Source organism: Truepera sp., assembly GCA_032027045.1.
Lineage (GTDB): Bacteria > Deinococcota > Deinococci > Deinococcales > Trueperaceae > JAAYYF01.
Window position 1 is genome coordinate 320,929 of sequence record JAVSMU010000001.1, and the last position, 20,425, is coordinate 341,353.

A 20,425-nucleotide genomic window follows, 5' to 3' on the forward strand; every position below is an offset into this window, starting at 1 on the left:
GTGAGCCTCCTAAGTGGTTGGGTGTGCGTTCGGGTGAGCGTCGAGGGCGGCCAGTGCGACCGCCGCGTAACCTTCCAGGTCGTCGCGCGCGCCCGTCACCTTGGCGACGAAGCCAAGGTTGAAGGCGTTGAACAGCAGGAAGCGGGACAGGTGCTCGGGCGCGGGGCCGCGGCCGAGTTCTCCTCGGTTCATGGCCAAGACGATCAGTTCCGTGACCATCCCCACCAGTTCCTCCATGTACTTCGAGAGGAACGCGAGGACCTGGGGCTTCGTGCCGGCCAGCTCAACTGCCGCGCTCAGGGTGAGGGAGCTCACGCCGCCTGCCGAGCTGAGCTCGTCGATGAGCGTTGCCAGTAGCCCCGCGAACTTGTCGCGGAACTGGCCGGGGCCTTCGAGTGCTTGCCTTAGCTGGTCACGTTCGATCCGCGCGTGAGCTGCAAGTGCCTCCATGAGCAGCTGTTCCTTGCCGCCGAAGGCGGCGTAGAAGGAGCTGGAGCTAAGCTCGAGCTCGTCGAGCAGTTGCCTGACGGAGGTAGCTTCGTAACCCTGGCGCTGGAACAGCGCCGCGGCTTTGAGCACCACCTGGTCGTGATCGAACTCCTTCGGCCTCGCCATCGGGCCAAGGCTAACACATTATGGAACGATCGTTCCGTAATGTGATGACACTATCTTTCCGTGAAGGGGTGGCAACCGGCTCCGGCGCAACCCCCTCAGCCGGTTAGCTTGTGTCTGAGCCTCTCCAGGACGTCGTCCGGCAGTCCGTTGGACCGCAGGTAGGCGACGGCCCCGCCGAAAACCGAGTCCAAGTGATCGAGAGCCGGTCCGATGAGATCGGGAGTAGCACCGAGCAGCCGCTCGAAGTCGTGGCGCGCTATCCCGTGTCGTTCGGCGTCGTCCAGGAGACGCTGACGCAACGGGTCGATCCGGTCGTGGGTTAGAGCGAAGTCGTCGATGATCGACTGGCGGTCCACGCCCACGGCCTCGAGCAGCAACGCCGACACGAGGCCCGTGCGGTCCTTGCCCGCGGTGCAGTGGTAAAGCGCGGCCCCCGGCGAGTCGGCGAGCAGGGTCATGACCCGCACGAACGCGCCACCGGCGTGATCGAGTGCCCGGAGGTAGAACGCCGTGATGTCGTAGGGGTCCTCGGGTTGGGCGCCGGCATCGATGTGACCCCAGATCTCGACGTTCTGATAATCGATGCCCGCCCGCGAGGCGAGGCTGTTCGGGTCGCGCTCCAGTTCCTGCGGCTGACGCAGGTCTATCACGGTCTTGAGGCCCATCGAACTCAAGCGTTCGAAATCGGCCTCGCCCAACTGCATCGGGATGTCGGAGCGGAAGAAGACGCCGAAGTTGGTCACGCCGTCGCCGGTCACCGGCAACCCGCCGAGGTCACGGGTGTTCAGCGTGCCGTCCAGCGTCAGGAAACGCGCATCTTGAGAACCGGGAGTCACGGGACTTGCCATCGGTCAATGCTACCGCGCCGTTGCGCCGCGGGTACTCCCGGGCCGCGCGTGTTGTGGCGGAAGCGCGTGCCACTCCCACTTTGGCGGTGTAGCATGCTCGCCACCAGGCTTCATGCCGGCATGAGCGCCGGTTGGCAGCAGCGACCCCGGGAGCTCGAGGATGAAGTGGGAAGACACAGGACGCAGCAAGAACATCGAGGACCGGCGCGGGCAACGTGGCCCCGGCAGGGCCGCCGTTCCGCTCGGCATCGGTGGCGTGTTGATCATCCTCGCGCTCAGCGCCCTCACCGGCACCGACCTGTTCTCCGCACTGGGCATCACCCCGACTGCGGGTCCGGCCCAGGCACCGCCCAGCCAGGCGCAGATCCAGGCGGAGGAACCACGGGTCGAGTTCGTATCGTTCGTGCTAGACGACGTGCAGTCGTTCTGGACAGCTACCTTCACCGCTAGCGGCCTCAACTACACCGACGCCCACCTCGTGCTGTACCGGGAGGCGGTGGAGTCCGCCTGCGGCGTCGCACCGGCGTCCGCCGGACCCTTCTACTGCCCTGAGGACCAGAAGGTCTACCTCGACCTCGGCTTCTTCGACGAGCTGAGCAGGCGCCTGGGGGCACCTGGAGACTTCGCGGAGGCGTACGTGATAGCCCACGAGCTGGGTCATCACGTCCAGAACCTCCTCGGCACCCTCGCCCAGGCGCAGAGCAGAAGCCAGTCGGTGGCCACCGAACTCCAAGCCGACTGTTACGCGGGAGTATGGGCGGCTTCGGCCGAGGGCCGCGGCATCATGGAGGAGGGTGACCTTCAGGAGGGGCTCACCGCGGCCTCTTCAGTCGGCGATGACACGCTGGCCAAACGCGCCGGCCGCATCCCCAACCAGGAGACTTTCACGCACGGCAGTTCCGCTCAGCGCACGCAGTGGTTCAGCACCGGCTACGACACGGGCGACCCCAACGCCTGCGACACCTTCTCGCGCAACTGACTTACTGGGGACCTCGGATTGGGGCGCGGTCCCCCGAACCACTCAGTTGCGACGTAGAATTTGCTTCCTCTGGCTCTCGTCCCTACACCGGGCACGTTGACCGGCTCCAAGCCGAACCACTATGCTCGTGGCGAATGCCTCGGGTGGAAGGCGCGGTCAGCCATCTGCCGTTCCGAACCGTCTTCGGTTTCGCGTCCTCGTGCCGCGGAGCCTCGGGCGCACGCCTGGAGGCCGGGAGGTAGCATGTCCAAGCAGCTATTCCGCAGAATGTCGTTTCTCTTGCTGGCCCTCATGATGGCCGGCGGAGCAGCCCTCGCCCAGACGGAGATCGTCTACTGGACCCACGAGGACCCCAACCGCACCGCTCTCGAAGACGAACTGATCTTGAAGTTCGAAGCCGAGAACCCCGACTACAAGGTCGTGCGTGTCACCAACCCGTCCGACCAGATGGGCCAGCTCATCCTCACCGCCTTCGCCGCCAACCGCGGCCCTGACATCTTCAACATGGACATCCCCCAGGAGTTCCCGTACATCGTCAACGCGCGCGTGACGCCCGTCGATGCGGCGGCTGCCGGCTACGCGGACACGCAGGCGATCTACGACGCCTACCTCCCGGGCGTGTTGGATCCGGTCACCTACGAGGGCGAGCTGTACGGTCTGCCGCTCGAGGTAACCAACTGGGCGATCTACTTGAACATGAACGTGTTCAGGAGCGCCGGCCTCGACCCCCTCACCGACTACCCGAAGACGTGGGAGCAGATGATGGACGTGGCCGAGAAGCTCACGATCCGTGACGGCGACATCATCACGCGCCGCGGCTTCGACTTCCGCTACCCGTACTACCTCAACTTCATGGTTCCCATGGCCGAGCAACTCGGCGGCAAGCTCATCTCCGACGACGGCAAGAGCGCCATCGTCAACGATGCCGCCTGGCTGCGCGTGCTCGAGTACTTCCAACAGTGGGGCCCCAACGGCAAGAACCTCGGCTCGCCGACCTACACCGCCGCACGCAAGATCTTCAACCTCGACAACAACGACATCGGCATGATGGAGTCCGGTCAGTACCAGGCCGCGCGCATCATGCATGACAACCCCGGCTTCAAGCCCGGTGAGGGCTGGATGGTCATCCCGTTCCCGCAGTGGGAGGACGCCGTCGCCGACGTGGCCGAGCCCTACTACGGTCACTACTGGCTCGTGAACGCGCAGGCCTCCAAGGAGAAGCAGGCGGGCGCCTGGGCTTTCCTCGGCTTCCTGTCGCACCACGCCGCCGACTTCTTCGAGCGGGTCGCCATCTTGCAGCCCACGCAGTCACTCGTCAACTCCGACCTATTCAAGGACAGCCCGTACTCGGACGTGTTCATGAGCGACCTGGCCAAGGCCCACGTCATCTACTACGGCGAGGATTCGCCCAAGGTGCAGCAGGTCCTCAAGGATGCGGTCGAGGCCGTCATGCTCCAGGGCAAGGACCCGGCCGACGTGCTCAAGACCATGCGTGAAGGCGTCGAGCGCGCCATGCGTGGCGAGCTCTAAGCAGCATCGGTGGCCCGTAGGAAGCCCGTAATAACGGTCGCTACCCGGAGGGCTCTGTGGGGCTGGGGGTTCGTACTCCCAGCCCTCGCCTACTTCGCGGTCTTCAGCTTCTACCCGATCTTCAACGCGTTCTGGTTGAGCCTCCACAGCAAGAACGTCCTTTCGTTGCGCCCGCCGCGCTTCATCGGCTTGCGCAACTACGTCGACCTGGTCAACTCCGCCACCTTCTGGAGTTCGTGGAAGGCGACCGGCCTCTTCACGGTGAGCACGGCCGTGCCCCTGGTGCTCGTCAGCCTCTTCCTCGCCGGCCTCATCGCGTCCCGGCTCAGGCTGCAACGCTTCTTTCAGATGTCCTTGTACTCGCCCGCAGTGATCCCGGGCGTGGTGGCCGCCGCCGTGTGGCTGCTGCTGCTCGACCCGCGCGGCATCGCCAACCAGTGGGTCAACTTCGTGCTGGGCGTCAGCGGCGTGGACCGCAAGTGGTTGGCGAACCCCGACATGGTCAGGTTCTCCACCGTGCTCGTATATTTCTGGGGCAAGCTAGGATTCTTCACCATCATCTTCATCGCGGGGCTCGGGGCCATCCCGCAAAGCGTCAAGGAGGCCGCAAGGGTGGACGGCGCCACGGGCTGGCAGTTGTACCGCCACATCACCTTGCCGCTGCTCAAGCCAACGACGCTGCTCGTATCGATCATGGCCATGATCTTCTGCATGCGCACGTTCAGCACGCAGTACCTCTTCACTCGCGCCGGGGCTCCGCTCGAGCCCATCAACGTGGTGACACTCGGGATCTACAACACCGGAATCCGCGACTACCAGATAGGGTTGGCGAGCGCGATGAGCGTGGTGCTGCTGCTCGTCATGTTCGTGCTGGCCCTGCTGCAGTTCCGCCTCTCGGGAAGGCAGGACGCCTGAATGGCAACTGAAGCCGTGACCAGGGGGCGCTCCGTGGCCACTGTCGTGCGGGGGCGCAGCCTCGTTGAGTCCGTCCTCAACGTCCTCGGCTGGGTGGTGCTGGTCCTGGCGGTGGCGCTCGTGCTTACGCCCCTCGCCTTCATGTTCATAGCTTCGTTCATGCCTGCGAAGGACATCATGCGGATGCCGTTCGAATGGTGGCCGAAGAGCCTCTATCTGGACAACTTCTGGCAAGCGATCCGTGGTAACGACGGCAAGTTCATCTTCCCACGCGCCATCTTGAACTCGGTCATCGTTGCCGGCAGCGTCGCGTTCACCACCGTGCTCTTCTCCACCGCCGCCGGTTACGGCCTCACGAAGCTCCGGTTCCGCGGCAGCAACGTCGTCTTCATGCTCATCCTCTCCACGCTGATGATCCCGTTCGAGACCGTCATGATCCCCCTGTACGTAGTCGTCACGGGGCTCGGGATGCAGAACACCTACGCGGGCTTGATCGTGCCGTTCCTCCTCAGTGCCTTCGGGGTCTTCCTCATGCGCCAGTCACTGCTCACCTTCCCGGACGAGCTGATCGATGCGTCTCGCATCGACGGCGCCTCCGAGTTGGGCATCTTCTTCCGCATCGTCGTGCCCAACATGCTGCCCGTGATGGCCGTGCTGGCCGTCCTGACGTTCGAGCAGCAGTGGGACAACCTGATCTGGCCGCTGCTCGTGGTGCAGAAGCCTGCGCTCAAGACCATGCCCTTGTACGTGGTGACGTTCATGGAGGAGAAGACCACCAACGAGGGCGCGATGGTGGCCGTGGCGGCCCTGGCCAGCATCCCGATGCTGGTGATCTTCTTCAGCCTTGCGAAGTACTTCCTCAAGGGCGCCAACGTCTTCTCGGCCGGTAAGGAGTGAAGGCGCGCGGCTCACCCCGGACCCGCCGCGACAGCCTGGGTAGCTGCGTCCGCGGCGGGAGAACCTCATGAGGCTTTTCATCTTCGACATGGGCGGCGTCATGGTGGACGGCTTCGACGTGACGTCGACGATGGCCCCGGCCCTGGGCCTGGACCTCGGCGAGCTCAGGGCCATGATGGAGGCGGCCGGCGCCGACGAGCTGCACGAAGGGACGCTCACGGCACCCGACTACTGGGCGCGCTTCGAGGCCCTCACAGGGTTGACCCTTCCGGGAGAGCCCTGGCGCGACTATTTCGCCCCCGAGCGGCGCCCCGCCATGTATGCGCTGGTCGAACGCCTCCAGGCCGCGGGCGCGCGGGTCGTGGTCGGCACCAACACCATCGACGCCCACTACGAGGTACACCTGGCCCGCGGGGACTACGCAGTCTTCGACCACGTCTACGCCTCCAACCTCATGGGCGTCTCGAAGCCCAACCCCAACTTCTGGTTGCGCATCCTGGCTGCCGAGGCGGCCAGTCCGGCCGCTGCCGTCTTCATCGACGACTTGCCGGTGAACGTGGCCGCGGCCGCCTCGCTGGGAATCAGGTCCTTGCAGTTCGTGAGCCAGGAACGGGCCATCGCGGAGTTGGAAGCCGCCCTCGCCGAGACGAGTGAGAGCGCGGCGGAATAGCTGGCGCCGGCGCCATGGCCCAGGTCATGGAGCGCGCTTCCCGGCCGAGCTTAAGTTACTTCCATGTCACGATCAGAACCCGCAGGGAATACGGCCGTACCGGAGCCGGTCACCCCGGAGGCGGCGATCGCCCGCCTCAACAAGCTGTTCGACTCCGCCCTGAAGGCGCTCGGAGATGCCGGCCAGGCCGATGCGGCTTGCGAGCTGGCCGCGCAGGGCTGGACGCTCCTCAGGCATCAGTGGCCCCGCGAGGGAGAGCGCCTCAACGGCACGCTGCATTACCTGACCCGCACGGTGAAACCCAAGCCCGCCCCCGCCGAAGCGGACGACGAGCTGCTCGAAGTGCGGCACCTTTCCCCGGCCGAGCGTCACCGCGTGATCTTCGAGACCTACTTCGCGCTAAAGCCCGGCAAGGCCTTCGTGCTCGTGAACGACCACGACCCCAAGCCGCTCTACTACCAGTTCGCCGCCGAGCACCCCGGTGAGTTCTCCTGGGATCCCGTGGAAGAGGGGCCGAAAGTGTGGAGGGTGCGTATCGGCAGGGTGTAAGCGCAGCGTGGCGCCCCGGCCGCCGTTGGGGAAGGGCAGCCCTCACACTTCGCAGTTGCGGAACGGTCGCTGCTTCGGGAGTAGGCTGGCTGGGTGACTCCCGACCCAGCCAACCTGGAGGCCGAGGCCACACTCGGCGTGATCGGCGCACCCGCGATCAGCGCCGCCGCCTCCTCGTCCCTGAGCGATTCTGCAACACGCGCGCGGCATGCCCGGCGCATCACGGCCGCCCTCTTCGTCAGCCAGAGCCTGGGCTCCGCCGGCTCCATCGCCGCGGCAACGGTGGCGGCAATCGTGGGCGCCGAGCTGTCTGGACGGGATTCACTCGCCGGCCTACCGGCGGCCGTCGTGCAGATCGGCGTTGCCGTAGGCGCGTACTTCTGGAGCCGCCGGTCCGATCGCGTTGGGCGCCGTGGCGCCCTCACGGCCGCGCTGCTCACCGGCGCGTTCGGAGCCACGCTCTCGCTCATCGGGGTGGCGAGCGGTAACTTCATGCTCGTCCTGGTAGCGCTTTTCATCACCGGCTCCGGGAACTCCGCCGTGCAGCTCGGCCGCTTCGTCGCTGCGGAGGTCAACCCGAGGGCACGCCGCGCACGCGCCATCTCGACGGTCGTGCTCGGCGGCACCGTGGGCAGCGTCCTTGGCCCGATCCTGGTGGCGCCGACCGGGCGCCTCGTGACGTCGTGGGGATGGAACGAGATCGCCGGTCCCTACCTCGCCACCGGCGCCGGCTACCTGCTTACGGCCATTCTCCTGTTCGTCGCGCTCAGGCCGGAACCGCGCCTGATCGGCGACGCGATCGCGTTCGAGGAGGCCGGGACGCGCGTGCAAGCGAAAGCCCGGAGCCTGCGGCAGTTGCTGGCCGACACCGCCGTGCGCACGGCGGTCACGAGCGTGGTCCTGGCGCACATGGTGATGGTGGGGCTCATGCAGATGACGTCGTTGCACATGCACCAGATGGAGCACAGTCTGATGAACATCTCGGTGGTCTTCTCCAGCCATACGTTCGGCATGTACGCGTTCTCTACCTTGTCGGGTTGGTTGACGGACAAGTGGGGGCGCCGGCGGGTGCTGGGCATCGGGGCAGCTATCCTGTTGACCTCTTGCCTGCTGGCGCCGTTGTCCCCGAACCTCCTGCCAGTGGCCTTCGCGCTCTTCCTGCTGGGCCTCGGTTGGAACTTCTGCTACGTGGCGGGGTCGGCGTTGCTGGCCGATGCCCTCTCGCCCGCCGAGAAGGGCCGGATGCAGGGCTTCAACGACCTGCTGGTAGGAGGGGCCGCCGCCGCCGCGACCCTGCTTGGGGGCCTGATCATGGCCCGTTCCGGCTACCTCGCCATGGGTATCGCGGGAGCGGCCGTGAGTGCGCCACTCCTGTGGGTGGTGGCGCGGTTGCCACACGCCCAGGGCAGGGCGTCGGCGGCCGGTTGAGCCTGGCACCGGTTCGCGGGGCGTTGGGAGCTTGGGGTGAGTCCTAGGGTCTACGACGTAGTTGTCATAGGCGGGGGCGTGGGGGGCGCCGCCTGCGCCCATCGGCTCGCCAGCGACGGTGCGGACGTGCTGGTGCTCGAACGTGAGCACCGCTTCGCCGACCGGATCCGTGGCGACGTCCTGTACCCATGGGGCGTGGTGGAGGCGGAGCGCCTCGGCGTTCTCGACGGTCCGCTAGCGGCCGTGAGTCGGCCGCTGAGGTACTGGCATACTCACGTCGCGGGAGTGGCCCGGGCAGCTCCACGTGACCTGGCGGCGGAGCTGGAAGCCGGTCTCACCGCCCTCACCTTCTTCCACCCCGAACTCCAGGCCGCCATGCTCGAGTCGGCCGAACGGGCCGGCGCCGAGGTGCTGCGCGGTGCGGTGGCGACCGGCCTGTACGCGGCCCCGGGTGGCCAGCGGCTGCACTCGGTCGAGGCGCGGATAGGCGGGCTCACCAATGACTACCTCGCCAGCTTGGTGATCGGCGCCGACGGTAGAACGTCGCGAACACGCGTCTGGGGTGGTTTCGAGGTGAGCGCCGATCCCGAGGGGCCGATGTTCGCGGGCGCGTTGGTAACTGGTGCCAAGGTGGGTTTCACGGAAGCGGCGCGCGACACTGCTCACGTGTTCTTCGCTCCGAGCGACGGCCTCTTGGCCATGGTGTTACCCATCGATGCCCGTAGGACTCGTGTCTACGGCGGTTACGACCTGCAGACCGGGCGGCGTCGGCTGACTGGGAAGGCGGCGTTCGAGGACCTGAGGCGGATCACGGAAGGAGCCGGCGTTCCGCGCTCCTGGCTCGAGCAGGCCGAGGTCGCCGGCCCCCTCGCGGAGTTCTCGGGCGCGGACGTGTGGGTCGAGTCGCCTTACCGCAAGGGCGCGGCCCTGGTAGGCGACGCCGCTGCGGCCAGTGACCCGAGCTTCGGTTGCGGGATGGCCCTGACGCTGAGGGGCGTGAGGGCCCTAACGGACGAGATCAGGCGAGTGGGCTCCTTCCAGCCGGACGCGCTGGAAGAGGCGGGAAGGGCCTACGCGGCGACCGCGACCCGCGATTACGAGTCCTTGCATAGGCAGACCTCGTGGCTGAGAGAAGTGTACCGAACGCCCGGCACGGCCGCAGACGCGATGCGAGCAGGACTCTGGCCCCTCTACGCGCGCGACCCGAGCAGGGTCCCGGACATCGTCGGCCTCGGGCCCGACGCGCCGAGCGACGAAGCGGCCAAGAGGCGCTTCCTGGGATTCGACTGAACCGCGACCGCTAGCGCTTGAAAGCAGTCCTGCCGCCATTCACGCAGGTTTCGAACAGTCGCGGGGCCCGTGAGAACCGGGAGATGACCCGTGGTGCAATGAAGTTCCCTTCGCTTGGTCGGTGCCCGGTCGTGGCATGTGGGCGGCGAGAACCGGAACAGCATGCAACGATGATCTTCGGTAGGTGGCGGCCTCGGCCTGCACGGGGCGGCCATAGACGCTCGGTAGCGAGAGGATGACGCATGGCGCCCGACTTAGGCTGGTTGCACCGTTACGTACCTGCTGAGGCAGATGCGGCAGTTGCGAGGGGGACCGTGCCGAACCGCGGCACCAATGCGGGCCCCCTGACGCTGTTGCTGCTGCACGGCACTGGAGGAGACGAGAACTCCTTGGTGGGCCTGGGCAGGCTCGTCGCGCCGAAGGCCAACCTGTTGAGTGTGCGTGGACGCTCCAACGAAGAGGGGGTCACCCGCTTCTTCCGGCGTTTCAGCGCCACCAGCTACGACCAGGCGCACCTCGTTTCCGAGGCGAAGGCGCTTGGGCGGTTCGCGCGCCTTGCGGCCGATACTTACGGCTTCGATCGGCGGGGTCTGGTCGCCTGCGGCTACTCGAACGGTGCCAACATCGCCCTGGCCACCTTGGCGTACGACGCCGACGCGTTCGCGGCCGCGATCCTGCTGAGGGCGGTCATGCCGCTCGACGAGCCTCCGGAAGTGGACTTGGGCGGCAAGCCCGTGCTCGTGCTCCACGGAGTGCGTGACGCGTACGCGCCCTACGCGCGCGACTTGGCGCCTTACCTTACGCACGCCAATGCACGCGTCAGCGAGATCTCGGTTGCCGCGGGCCACGAGCTGGTGGAGGAGGACGTGGCGCAAGTCAGGGCCTGGCTGGAGGCGTTCGTGGGCGAGGTTCCGAACCGGGCCAACACCTAGCCGACGCCGACACGGCCCGTCTGCCGGCGCACGTGCCACTCGTGCGCTGCTCAGCGCCTGACGGCCTTGAGGATCACCAACAGGATGACGGCACCGACGACCGCCACGAGCAGGCTGTAGAAGTTGAACCCGGTGATGCCGGCGCTGCCGAACTCCTGGAAGAGCCAGCCGCCCAGGAGGGCGCCGATGATGCCGACGATTATGTCGGTCAATATCCCGCCCCCGGTACCGGTGATGGCGCCGGCTAGCCAGCCTGCCAGTGCTCCTAGGATGATGAACAACAGGATGCTCATGGAAGCCCTCCTCCAACGAGTCGTATCTAAACTAGCGTGCTCGCTGACGCTAGCATCAGTTGCTCGCAAGGATAGGTACGGATGCAGCTCTCGTTGGTCCGGTACACGCCGCAGCGGTCAGTCCTGGGGTTCGAACTCCAGCGCGGCGGAGTTGATGCAATAGCGCAACCCAGTGGGCTCAGGGCCGTCAGGGAATACGTGGCCCAAGTGAGCCCCACAGTGGGCGCAGTTGACCTCGATCCGGTGCATGCCGTGGCTCAGGTCCTCGTGCGTCGTGACGTGACCCTGCGCGGCCACGTCCGAGAAGCTGGGCCAGCCACAGGAGGAGTGGAACTTGTCACCGGACTTGAACAACTGGGTCCCACACACCACGCAGTGGTAGTCGCCCGCGGCGAAGTGGTCCCAGAAGGCACCCGTGAAGGGCGCCTCGGTGCCGGCTTCTTGCGTGACGCGCCAGGCGAGAGGCGTCAGGCGCTCTCGCAGTGGCGTCGCGTCAGGGGTTTTCCCGCCTGCTTGCGTATCGTTTCTCATGCACCGATTGTAGTGCCGGCCCGGGGCCCGGGCCGCCTCGGACGCGACCGGCCGGCACGCTCACTCGTAACGCAACGCGTCGATCGGGTTCTGCCTCGCGGCCCGGCTTGCCGGCAAGGTGCCCGCTAAGAAAGCGAGAAGCATGACCACGGCGATGACCACGGCTACACGTAGCGGATCGAAGGCGAGGACGTGCAGCCCGGAGAGGTCGGCTAATGGGCCCCGTGACAGCCAGTCGCTGACGAGCGTGCCCGCGACTATCGCCACGAGCGCCCCGGCGGCGCTGCCCAGGAACCCGATGAACACGGCCTCGCTCGAGAAGAGCGCGAAGATCTTCCCGGCCCCCATGCCCATCGCCTTCATGAGGCCGATCTCTCGCGTACGTTCCTGCACGGCCATCAGCAGGGTGTTGATGATGCCGAAGCCGGCGGCCACGAGGGCGATGCCGGCGAAGGCGTTGAGCACGCCGACGATCCCGTTGATGACGCTGTTAATGGCCCCGAGTTGATCCGCGAGCGTGAGGCCGGTGAGGCCATGCTCCTTGAGGTCGCTTTTCAACTGGCGTAGGTCTGCCTTGGAGAGCCCGGGCTTAAGGTGCGCCGTGGCGCCCCTGTAGACGTTGGCTACGGCCGCCGGCAGGCCGGTGGTCTGGGCCGCGTAGAGCTCGTCCATCAGGGGGCGCGACACGGTGACGGCGTCGCCGAACAGGCTTGGTTGCTGCACTCCCGCCACGGCTGCTTGTACGAGATGCTGCTTGCCCTGTACGTCGGCCACCGAGATGCTCACCATGGACCCCACCGCGTCCTGGTTAGAGGCGTACCCCATGGGCGTGACGTAGGCCACGGGCAGGAGTAGCTCCGGCAGTGGTTCGTCATGACCGGGCACGGAGCGAAGTCCCGTAGCCGAGATCTGCGAGCCCACCGCAAGGTCGACCGTCAGGCCGCTCGGTGCCGGCGAGACGAAGAGCTCGAACTTCTTGCCGCCGTCATGTTCTATGAAGGTAGGCGCAACGAGGCGCACGGGTTCGACGGAGACGACTCCGGGCAGGCCGGCGATGAAGTCGAGGTCGTCCTGGCCGATGGCTTCGAGGTTGAAGCCTCCCCCGGCCTTGATGACCTGACGATCGGGATCGTACTCCCGCGGTCCGTCCGACTGGCCGAAGGGTCCGTCATCGGTGGAGGCCTTGGACACCGACAGCAGGTCCTGACCGCCGAGGCTGCCTATCTGACCGTCGATGTAGCGCGTGATGCCCGTACCCAGGCCGTTAGTGAGAGTGAGGGTGAACGCCCCCACGAAGATCGCCAACGAGGTGAGCAGCGTTCTGAGTTTGCTGCGGAACGTGTTCGCGATGGCGGTGGAGACTATCTCACGGGGCCTCATGCCTGAGCCCCACTTACGTGCTCGGCCACGATCTCCCCGTCTTTCAGGATGACTCGGCGGCCACAGCGCAGCGCCAGGTCCTCGTCGTGGGTGACGATCACCACGGTGATGCCCCTTGTGCGGTTGAAGTCGAAGAGGAGGTCCTCGATCACCTTGCTCGTCACGCTGTCGAGGTTACCCGTAGGCTCATCCGCGAAGATCACCTGCGGGTCGTTGGCGATGGCCCGCGCGATCACCATGCGCTGCTTCTGGCCACCAGAGAGGTCGGTGGCCCGGTTGCCGGCCTTGTCCGCCATCTCGACCTGTTCGAGCACCATGAGCCCACGCTCGCGTCGCTCTCGCGAACCCATGCCCGCGATCTTGAGGGGCAGGATGACGTTCTCCAGCACCGTCGCGCTGGGGATCATGAAGAACTGCTGGAACACGAAGCCGAAGGTGGAATTGCGTAGGCGGTTCAGTTCCTTGTCCTTGAGCGACCTGGCGTCGATCCCGTTGACCTCGATGCTCCCTTCGGTGGGGGAGTCGAGGAGCGCCAGCATGTGCATCAGGGTCGATTTGCCCGAGCCGCTCTTGCCCTGGATCGCGAGCGTTTCGCCCGCCAGGACGTCCAGCGACACACCCTTTAGCGCCTCGAAGCGGGTCTCGCCGTTGATGTAAGCCTTGGAGAGGCCGGTCGCCCTCACCACGCTGCTTGGCCCCTTGGTGCCGGTCACCGGCCCGGTTGGGCGGGGTTGCGCCACCCCACCTTTGGTGTGTACTGGTTCGGACTGGTCCTCGGTTCGCTGATTCACGGCCACCAGTCTCGCACGTCGGCCAACGTTCGGGCCGTCCGGTGCCCTACCTTCGAGGGGATTCGAGGGGAGGACCTGGAGCCAGTTGCGTTTTGGGTAGGCGGGACGCCCGTTGGGCGTCCCGGGCGTGGTCAAGGGCGTGTCACCGTCACCTCGAGAGTTGTCGGGAACGGGCGGTCAAGGGTTGAGGACTCCGAAGCGGGCGCCGGCCTGGTCGCTGAATACGGCCACCCGGCCCTCGGCCTGGTCGCTCGGTCCGAACAGCACGCTGCCGCCACCCGCCTGTACGGCCGCCACCGCTGCATCGGTGTCGTGGACCTGGAAGTAGACCGTCCACTCGTCTGCTTCCTGGTCGTCACGCCGCCCGCTCACGCCCGCGAGCTTCTCGCCGTCCAGCGACAGCACTTGGTGCTTACCATCGGCCGAAGCCGAACTGCCGAAGCCGAAGAGGGCGCAGTAGAAGGCCGTTGCCGCCTGCACGTTGGAGACACCGGCCTCGCACCAGGTGTAGGCGCCGTGCTCCGACTTCAGCTCGAAACCAGGATGGTGAAAGGCCTGCCACAGACCGAAGGTGGCACCACCGGGCGCCGACACCATGGCGACCATGCCCTGCTGCGGGATCTCCTCGGGCTCCATGACGACGGCGGCGCCGAGCTCGTTCGCCCTCGCCACCGTCCTGACGACGTCGGGTGTCGCGAAATAGACCGTCCAGGCCATGTGCGCATCAGGGCTGTACGCGTCGCCGATGCCCGCCACCTTCCGACCGGCCTCGAGGGCCGTGCGGTAGAAGCCGAGTTCGGAGCCACCGACCTCGTACTCCCAGCCGAACAAGTGTTGGTAGAAGTCTGCCGCCTCGCGGACGTCCGGAGCTATGACGTCCGCCCAGACCGGGTGGCCTGGCTTGATCTCGGTGCGCGTTGCCATGGATACCTCCTCGACTACCCCGGTTCAATCATGCCGTGTACTCGCCCGCTGGGCGGCGCCTCTCGTCACCGGGCGCTTCTCGTGACTGGGCGCCTTCCGCCTCGCGGCGCCTCGAGCGGGGCTAGAATCCTCGGATGATGGCGGAAGCGGGCTCGGGAGGGTGACGGGCGAGGCGAGCACCGGTAAGGTCCCGGGAACCCGACCCGACGGCGCCCTGCGCTCGCTCGTCAGGGAGTTCCCTCCCGAGTACTTCGGGCTGGTGATGGCGACCGGGATCGTGGCGCTCGCGTTGGATCTCGCGGGCGCCGGGGGGTTGGCGTTGGCCCTCACGTGGCTCAACCTGGCCACCTACGGCCTGCTGATCCTCCTCGTCGTCGCCAGGCTGCTGCTTTACCCGGGCCGCACGCTGCGTGACCTGGTGGATCACGTGCGGGGCCCCGGCTACTTCACGTGGGTCGCGGCCAGTGGCGTCCTCGGGGGGCAGGCGCAGCTTCTCCTCGGAAGCTTCGAGCTGGCGCGTGTCTTGTGGCTGGTGGCGGCCGGGCTCTGGCTCCTGATCATCTACGCCTTCTTCGCCGCGGTGACGCTGAGGAGGGCCAAGCCGCGTCTCGATCGAGCCATCAGCGGCTCGTGGTTGCTGGCGGTGGTGGCCACCCAGGCCGTCGCGCTTCTCGGCGCACAGTTGGACGGTGCGCGCGGTTGGGGGGGCGCCGAACTCGTCTTCGTGAGTCTTTGCCTGTTCCTCGTTGGCAGCGTCCTATACCTGCTTGTCATCGGGTTGATCTTCTACCGCTTCACGTTCCTCCCGATCCACCCCGCGGACCTGAGCCCGCCCTACTGGATCAACATGGGCGCCCTGGCGATAACCACGCTCACCGGGGCCACGCTCCTGTCCGTGACCGGTCCGGAGCCCATCTGGGGCATGGTCAGGCCGTTCTTGTCCGGCTTCACCCTGCTGTTCTGGTCCTTCGGCAGTTGGTGGATACCGCTCCTGGTGGTGTTCGGCGTGTGGCGCCACTTGGTGGCCCGTTACCCCTTACGCTATGCACCCGAGTATTGGGGGCTCGTGTTCCCGCTGGGCATGTACAGCGTGGCTACCCATCAACTCGCGCAGCATGTCGGCCTACAGGCCATGCTCGACCTTTCGCTGGTGTTCGCGTGGGTGGCGGCGGCCGCCTGGCTCATCACGTACGCGGCCATGTGGTTGTCGGGGTTCGGGACGCGCGGTGGTGCGCGCCTTCTTGGTGGGAGCCGCAGGAGGTGACGGGCCCCGATAAGCCTTCTCGCAGGCGGTTCCTGAAGGGTCTGGGGTGGGCCTCGCTGGCCGGCGGACTCCTTGCCGGCGAGGTCGTACGCGAGGCTTACGCGTTCGGTGTCTCTCATCACACCATGCCAGTGCGAGGACTCACGGAGCCGTTGACGATCGCGTTCCTCGCCGACTTTCACCTTGGACCCTACATGGGCAGGCGCCAGTTGCGTGAGTGGGTGGACGCGAGTAACGACCTGGTCCCCGACCTCGTCGTGCTTGGTGGCGACCTCGTGGACCGCTTCTACGCCGGTGATCTTACGGAGTTGGTGGCGGAAGGCTCCCGTCTCACCAGCCGCCTCGGCGTCGTTGCCGTGCCGGGTAACCATGATCGGGTCCGCTACCCTGACCTGACGCCGCTGCACGCGGCCGTGCAAGCCGCCGGGGCGTCGCTCCTCGTGAACCAGGGTGTGCGGCTCCGCGAGGACCTTGTCGTCGGGGGTCTCGACGACCTCAGGCGTGGCTCACCGGACGTGGGCAGGACGTTCCAGGGGCTGGCCGACGGTGAAGGAGCGAGGGTTCTGGTCAGCCATAACCCCGACGTCATTCCGGACCTGGGGCCGACGGCAGCAGCCGGTAGGCCGATCGACCTGATCCTCTGCGGCCACACCCACGGAGGCCAGGTCTGCCTGCCGTTCGTTGGGCCGCTGGTCACGTCTTCTCAATACGGGGCGCGCTACGCGCAGGGTTGGGTTGAAGCCCCAGAACCCGCCTTCGTGTCCCGGGGGCTGGGTGTCAGTCTCGTCCCGTTCAGGCTTCTCTGCGCACCGGAACTCGTCTTTCTCGAGTTGGAACCGCAGTGAGCGCTGCGGGCGGCGGCCCACACGAGTCATCGCCGGGTCTTGCGTCGGGGCGATCGCGCTAGGCGCTGTCCTCGACCACGTGATAGTCGGCCTCGTTGGCAGCTATCAGGCTTTCACGCATCCGGCTCATGAGCTCACCGCCGGATGACTTGCCGAGCATCCGATTCAGGGCCGCAGCTGCCGTCCGCCAAAGCGTGGCAAGCTCCAACCTGAACGATCGATCGTCCACATGGACCATAGCGTAGGAGACCTTTGCCGGCACTAAGACCTTGATGTAGAAATCGTCGGGGTCGTTTGCGCCTGCCAACAGTCCCTCCTCGTCGAATAGATCAAGGCTGGCAACCGATGTGAGGCCGGGGAGTATGGTCAGTATTCGCCGCATCTCGGGTGTGTAGTACGCAACGATCTCCGGGACTTCCGGGCGAGGCCCGACGAGGGCCATCTCGCCTCGTACTACGTTCCACAGTTGAGGAAGCTCGTCGAGCTTGGTGCGTCTGAGGAATCGTCCCAAGCGGGTCACGCGCTGGTCACCCGCGACGGTCACGCTGCTACCTAGGCTCTCGGCACCCACGACCATGGTCCGGAACTTGAAGATGTCGAAGGGCCGGCCAAGATGACCGACGCGAACTTGCTTGAACAGCACGGGCCCCTTCCGCTCGGCCAGGATCGCTAACGCGACCAGGCCTAGAAGGGGAGAGAGCAGGAGAAGGGTCAACCCTGCCACTGTCAAGTCGAACTTCGATCGCATCAGGCGCCCACTCCCAAACAGTACTGTACCGGCAAGCAGGTTTGAGCGGTCGAGGAGTTCGGAAACCCGACAGGCTCGCCGGGCAACGCCAAGCGGTAACGGCAGTTGGCTGTGAATCGCGAACGGGCAGCGTCGGGGATCGACATGACAACCTCTGGTTCCCCCCAGGATCGGCGGGCCACTGCTAATCCGTGGACGGACTCTAGACCGGCGTGGTCACGGGGCAACGAAGATCCGTCACTTACGTGGCCCTTGTTCACGCGTCGAGCGGGCTGCCCGCACGCGACGCCGGTCGGCATCTGCGGAGCAGCAACACTTGACGACACTGCGACTCTAGCCTTTGGTTGGATGAGCAACCAGCTTATGATCTTGCGCACATGCCTGCTGCCCCCGGTCTACCGCCCACGTCCACCAGCCAACGGCGTGGGGTCGTGATGGGCTTCCTGATGCTGACGATGTCACTCGCCTCGATCGAGGGCACGATCGTCGCAACGGCCATGCCGAGCATCGTCGCCAGCGTTGGCGGCTTCGAGTACTACGCCTGGGTGTTCGCCGCCTTCCTCCTCGCGCAGGCGACTTCCACGCCGCTGTACGGCCGCTTGGCGGACGTTCATGGCCGCAAGCCCGTGCTGCTCGTAGGCATCAGCGTGTTCCTGGTCGGTTCGGCGCTGTGTGGCTTCGCCACCACGATGCCCATGCTCGTGGCCTTCCGCCTTATCCAGGGGCTTGGGGCGGGCGCGGTCTATCCGACCGTCTCGACGCTGGCGGGCGACCTCTACGACGTGAACGAACGCGGCAAGGCGCAGGGGTACTTGTCGAGCGTGTGGGGCGTGTCCGCCGTGCTGGGTCCCCTGCTCGGCGGTGCTCTCGTCGAGAACGCCCACTGGGCGTGGGTGTTCTGGTTCAACGTCCCGTTCGGCATCGCCGCGATGGTGGGCTTGTCGCTCTTCTTGCACGAGTCGATCGAGCGGACGGACCAGCGCCTCGACACTACGAGCGCCGTGCTCATGTTCCTGGCCATCGGCTCCTTCATGCTTCTCCTCACGCAGGGGCCGCAGTGGGGCCCCGCTCCCGCCGGCGCCTTGGCGGCGCTGTCGCTCGCGACCGGGGTCGTCTTCGTGCGGCGGCAGCTCGGCAGCGCCACGCCCCTGATAGGGATCGACCTCTGGCGCGACAAGCTGATCCGCTTGGCCGACGCCGCCACCTTCTCCGGCGGCATGTTGATGATCGGGTTGATCACCTATTCGCCCACGTACGTGCAGGGGGTCATGGGCTACTCGCCCACCGTCGCGGGGCTCACGCTCACGACCATGTCGGTGGGGTGGACCCTGGCATCGCTGGTGGCAGGCCGGCTGATAGTGCCGCTCGGCCCCGCCATATCGGGGCGCATCGGGGGCGTGTCCGCGGCCCTCGGCGGCTTCCTCTACCTCTTGCTCACGCCGGAACGGGGGCCGTGGTGGGTCGCGTTCTCGTCGCTTGCCGTCGGGGTGGGGTTGGGGTTCATCATGACCACCATGATCGTGACCATCCAGTCGTCCGTCGCCTGGTCGAGGCGCGGCGCCGCCACGGCCGCCAACATGCTCATGCGCTTGCTCGGCAACTCGGTCGGGGCCGCCGCCCTAGGCGCGGTACTTAACCTCTCCCTCTCGCGCAGCGCCGGAGGTGGCGACAACGACGTCTTGCAGCAGGTCCAGGCGCTTCTCGAGCCTGGCGGCAACCCTGCGGCGGTCGACGCCGGCACGCTGGCCATCCTCGCCTCCAGCCTTCACACCGTGTACGTGGGGGTGTTCGTCATCAGCGCCGGGGTTTGCCTGCTTACGTGGTTGCTGCCGCGAGACAGGCGGCTCACGTGAACCCCTCCATGGGTCCCGGTGGCAACGTGCCCCTCTGGGAACTGGGGTCGTGGCGAGAACTCGGAAGCCTCGAAGGGACCAGGTTCGCCGACGTGTGCGTCGTCGGCCTGGGCGGCTCGGGCCTGGCGGCCGTGCTCGAACTAAGGCGCCTGGGCGTCAGCGTGGTGGGGCTCGATGCCGGAAGCGTGGCCGCCGGGGCGGCGGGCCGCAACGGCGGGTTGCTGCTGGCGGGCACCGCCGCCTTCTATCACGACGCTCGAAGGGCATTGGGCGCCGAGCGGGCCCACCACCTCTATCAACTCACGCGGCAGGGCGTAACGGACGAGCTGGCGGCTGCAGGGCCCACGGCCCGGCGGGTGGGTTCGCTGCGGGTGGCCGCCGACGAGGGAGAACGTGCTGACTGCGAAGCCCAGTACGCCGCCATGCGCGAGGACGGCCTCCCCGTGGAGAGGTACGAGGGTCCCGAGGGAGTCGGGCTCCTGTTCGAGGAGGACGCCGTCTTCAACCCCTTGGAGCGTTGCCGGAGGCTGGCTCGCGCGGCGTTGGCCGGGGGCGCGGAGCTGTTCGAGCGGAGCCGCGTTACCGAGTTGAGCGGCACGCGGGTGGGTACCGAGCGCGGCGAGGTAGTGTGTGGTGCGGCCATAGTGGCCGTCGACGGGCACCTAGCGCGTCTGCTGCCGGAGCTGTCCGGCAGGGTGAGGGACGTGCGCCTACAGATGCTCGGCACCGCGCCGACAGACGAGGTCCGCTTCCAGCGGCCCGTCTATCGCCGCTACGGGTTCGAGTACTACCAGCAGGACCCGCTCGGCAGGATCGCGCTCGGGGGCTTTCGTGACCGTGGGGGAGCTGCCGAGTGGACGGACGACCCCGAGCCTAGCGGGCCCGTCCAGGAGCTGCTGGAGGGCTATCTGCATGACGCGCTGGGAGTGCGGGCGCCCATCACTCACCGCTGGGCGGCGACGGTGGGCTACGTCGATGGCGTATTGCCAGTGGCGGAGCAAGTTCGCGCCGGGGTGTGGGCGCTAGGCGCCTACAACGGCACCGGTAACGTCATCGGGGCGGTCCTGGGGCGGGCAGCGGCGCGCCGGGCGGTGGGGTTGCCCTCCACCGAGTGGGAGGCTTTCGGTGGCAGCTGACTGCGAT

At 66.7% G+C, this 20,425-nt stretch carries 21 protein-coding genes; 13 read left to right on the top strand and 8 right to left on the bottom strand.

Annotation, left to right across the window (positions count from 1 at the left end; translation table 11 throughout):
* Positions 1-9: 9 nt before the first annotated feature.
* On the bottom strand, positions 10-615 hold the full coding sequence (locus tag ROY82_01350; protein ID MDT3681111.1) for a TetR/AcrR family transcriptional regulator: 606 nt from the start codon (positions 613-615) through the stop codon (positions 10-12).
* A 95-nt stretch (positions 616-710) separates the two neighbouring features.
* On the bottom strand, positions 711-1,463 hold the full coding sequence (locus ROY82_01355; GenBank protein ID MDT3681112.1) for a tyrosine-protein phosphatase: 753 nt from the start codon (positions 1,461-1,463) through the stop codon (positions 711-713).
* A gap of 160 nt (positions 1,464-1,623) precedes the next feature.
* Between ROY82_01355 and ROY82_01360 the strand changes: the two genes are divergently transcribed.
* From ROY82_01360 to ROY82_01400, 9 genes are all read left to right on the top strand, one after another.
* Positions 1,624-2,442, top strand: coding sequence for a neutral zinc metallopeptidase (locus tag ROY82_01360; protein MDT3681113.1), 819 nt, complete (start codon positions 1,624-1,626; stop codon positions 2,440-2,442).
* A gap of 243 nt (positions 2,443-2,685) precedes the next feature.
* Positions 2,686-3,972: an extracellular solute-binding protein gene (locus tag ROY82_01365; protein ID MDT3681114.1), complete on the top strand. Its 1,287-nt coding sequence runs from the start codon at positions 2,686-2,688 to the stop codon at positions 3,970-3,972.
* 9 nt (positions 3,973-3,981) lie between these two features.
* Positions 3,982-4,887 carry a sugar ABC transporter permease gene (locus tag ROY82_01370; GenBank protein MDT3681115.1) on the top strand — a complete coding sequence of 302 codons (906 nt, stop codon included), beginning with the start codon at positions 3,982-3,984 and terminating at the stop codon, positions 4,885-4,887.
* On the top strand, positions 4,888-5,784 hold the full coding sequence (locus ROY82_01375) for a carbohydrate ABC transporter permease (protein ID MDT3681116.1): 897 nt from the start codon (positions 4,888-4,890) through the stop codon (positions 5,782-5,784). It begins immediately after the preceding gene.
* A gap of 67 nt (positions 5,785-5,851) precedes the next feature.
* Positions 5,852-6,454 (top strand): HAD-IA family hydrolase, encoded by a 603-nt coding sequence (locus tag ROY82_01380; protein MDT3681117.1) that lies wholly within the window; start codon positions 5,852-5,854, stop codon positions 6,452-6,454.
* A 63-nt stretch (positions 6,455-6,517) separates the two neighbouring features.
* Positions 6,518-7,003, top strand: coding sequence for a DUF2249 domain-containing protein (locus ROY82_01385; protein ID MDT3681118.1), 486 nt, complete (start codon positions 6,518-6,520; stop codon positions 7,001-7,003).
* A gap of 93 nt (positions 7,004-7,096) precedes the next feature.
* Positions 7,097-8,431 (top strand): MFS transporter, encoded by a 1,335-nt coding sequence (locus ROY82_01390; GenBank protein ID MDT3681119.1) that lies wholly within the window; start codon positions 7,097-7,099, stop codon positions 8,429-8,431.
* Between the two features lie 36 nt (positions 8,432-8,467).
* A complete protein-coding gene (locus ROY82_01395) occupies positions 8,468-9,721 on the top strand; it encodes an FAD-dependent monooxygenase (protein MDT3681120.1) in 1,254 nt (417 codons plus the stop codon).
* 242 nt (positions 9,722-9,963) lie between these two features.
* The gene (locus ROY82_01400) at positions 9,964-10,653 is read left to right on the top strand and encodes a hypothetical protein (GenBank protein ID MDT3681121.1); all 690 of its coding nucleotides are present in this window, start codon (positions 9,964-9,966) and stop codon (positions 10,651-10,653) included.
* Positions 10,654-10,703: 50 nt separating this feature from the next.
* Here ROY82_01400 and ROY82_01405 read toward each other — a convergent pair whose 3' ends face one another.
* The 5 genes from ROY82_01405 to ROY82_01425 all read right to left on the bottom strand — a co-directional run bounded on the left by ROY82_01405 (position 10,704) and on the right by ROY82_01425 (position 14,572).
* The gene (locus ROY82_01405; protein MDT3681122.1) at positions 10,704-10,946 is read right to left on the bottom strand and encodes a GlsB/YeaQ/YmgE family stress response membrane protein; all 243 of its coding nucleotides are present in this window, start codon (positions 10,944-10,946) and stop codon (positions 10,704-10,706) included.
* A 117-nt stretch (positions 10,947-11,063) separates the two neighbouring features.
* Entirely contained in the window at positions 11,064-11,477 is a 414-nt protein-coding gene (gene msrB, locus ROY82_01410; GenBank protein ID MDT3681123.1) for a peptide-methionine (R)-S-oxide reductase MsrB, read from the bottom strand.
* 60 nt (positions 11,478-11,537) lie between these two features.
* The gene (locus tag ROY82_01415; protein MDT3681124.1) at positions 11,538-12,857 is read right to left on the bottom strand and encodes an FtsX-like permease family protein; all 1,320 of its coding nucleotides are present in this window, start codon (positions 12,855-12,857) and stop codon (positions 11,538-11,540) included.
* Positions 12,854-13,648 carry an ABC transporter ATP-binding protein gene (locus ROY82_01420; GenBank protein MDT3681125.1) on the bottom strand — a complete coding sequence of 265 codons (795 nt, stop codon included), beginning with the start codon at positions 13,646-13,648 and terminating at the stop codon, positions 12,854-12,856. The genes ROY82_01415 and ROY82_01420 overlap by 4 nt, the downstream gene beginning before the upstream one ends.
* Before the next feature lie 177 nt (positions 13,649-13,825).
* A complete protein-coding gene (locus ROY82_01425) occupies positions 13,826-14,572 on the bottom strand; it encodes a VOC family protein (protein ID MDT3681126.1) in 747 nt (248 codons plus the stop codon).
* A 160-nt stretch (positions 14,573-14,732) separates the two neighbouring features.
* On the opposite strand from ROY82_01425, the gene ROY82_01430 reads away from it, so the two are divergent.
* A complete protein-coding gene (locus tag ROY82_01430; GenBank protein MDT3681127.1) occupies positions 14,733-15,836 on the top strand; it encodes a tellurite resistance/C4-dicarboxylate transporter family protein in 1,104 nt (367 codons plus the stop codon).
* Between the two features lie 125 nt (positions 15,837-15,961).
* Positions 15,962-16,681, top strand: coding sequence for a metallophosphoesterase (locus tag ROY82_01435; GenBank protein MDT3681128.1), 720 nt, complete (start codon positions 15,962-15,964; stop codon positions 16,679-16,681).
* A gap of 58 nt (positions 16,682-16,739) precedes the next feature.
* On the opposite strand, the gene ROY82_01440 is transcribed toward ROY82_01435, so the two are convergent.
* Entirely contained in the window at positions 16,740-17,429 is a 690-nt protein-coding gene (locus tag ROY82_01440; protein MDT3681129.1) for a sugar transferase, read from the bottom strand.
* A gap of 377 nt (positions 17,430-17,806) precedes the next feature.
* On the opposite strand from ROY82_01440, the gene ROY82_01445 reads away from it, so the two are divergent.
* Positions 17,807-19,282, top strand: coding sequence for an MDR family MFS transporter (locus ROY82_01445; protein MDT3681130.1), 1,476 nt, complete (start codon positions 17,807-17,809; stop codon positions 19,280-19,282).
* Complete coding sequence (locus ROY82_01450; GenBank protein ID MDT3681131.1) at positions 19,279-20,418, top strand: FAD-dependent oxidoreductase; 1,140 nt, start codon at positions 19,279-19,281, stop codon at positions 20,416-20,418. Before ROY82_01445 ends, ROY82_01450 begins: the two co-directional genes overlap by 4 nt.
* Positions 20,419-20,425 lie beyond the last annotated feature (7 nt).

Bases quoted from the DNA above. Each gene is read 5' to 3' on its own strand.
- ROY82_01425 (MDT3681126.1), bottom strand. From the start codon at position 14,572: ATGGCAACGCGCACCGAGATCAAGCCAGGCCACCCGGTCTGGGCGGAC.
- ROY82_01365 (MDT3681114.1), top strand. From the start codon at position 2,686: ATGTCCAAGCAGCTATTCCGCAGAATGTCGTTTCTCTTGCTGGCCCTC.
- ROY82_01400 (MDT3681121.1), top strand. From the start codon at position 9,964: ATGGCGCCCGACTTAGGCTGGTTGCACCGTTACGTACCTGCTGAGGCA.
- ROY82_01405 (MDT3681122.1), bottom strand. From the start codon at position 10,946: ATGAGCATCCTGTTGTTCATCATCCTAGGAGCACTGGCAGGCTGGCTA.
- ROY82_01350 (MDT3681111.1), bottom strand. From the start codon at position 615: ATGGCGAGGCCGAAGGAGTTCGATCACGACCAGGTGGTGCTCAAAGCC.
- ROY82_01415 (MDT3681124.1), bottom strand. From the start codon at position 12,857: ATGAGGCCCCGTGAGATAGTCTCCACCGCCATCGCGAACACGTTCCGC.
- ROY82_01435 (MDT3681128.1), top strand. From the start codon at position 15,962: ATGCCAGTGCGAGGACTCACGGAGCCGTTGACGATCGCGTTCCTCGCC.
- ROY82_01355 (MDT3681112.1), bottom strand. From the start codon at position 1,463: ATGGCAAGTCCCGTGACTCCCGGTTCTCAAGATGCGCGTTTCCTGACG.
- msrB (MDT3681123.1), bottom strand. From the start codon at position 11,477: ATGAGAAACGATACGCAAGCAGGCGGGAAAACCCCTGACGCGACGCCA.
- ROY82_01375 (MDT3681116.1), top strand. From the start codon at position 4,888: ATGGCAACTGAAGCCGTGACCAGGGGGCGCTCCGTGGCCACTGTCGTG.
- ROY82_01385 (MDT3681118.1), top strand. From the start codon at position 6,518: ATGTCACGATCAGAACCCGCAGGGAATACGGCCGTACCGGAGCCGGTC.
- ROY82_01360 (MDT3681113.1), top strand. From the start codon at position 1,624: ATGAAGTGGGAAGACACAGGACGCAGCAAGAACATCGAGGACCGGCGC.
- ROY82_01380 (MDT3681117.1), top strand. From the start codon at position 5,852: ATGAGGCTTTTCATCTTCGACATGGGCGGCGTCATGGTGGACGGCTTC.
- ROY82_01445 (MDT3681130.1), top strand. From the start codon at position 17,807: ATGCCTGCTGCCCCCGGTCTACCGCCCACGTCCACCAGCCAACGGCGT.
- ROY82_01440 (MDT3681129.1), bottom strand. From the start codon at position 17,429: ATGCGATCGAAGTTCGACTTGACAGTGGCAGGGTTGACCCTTCTCCTG.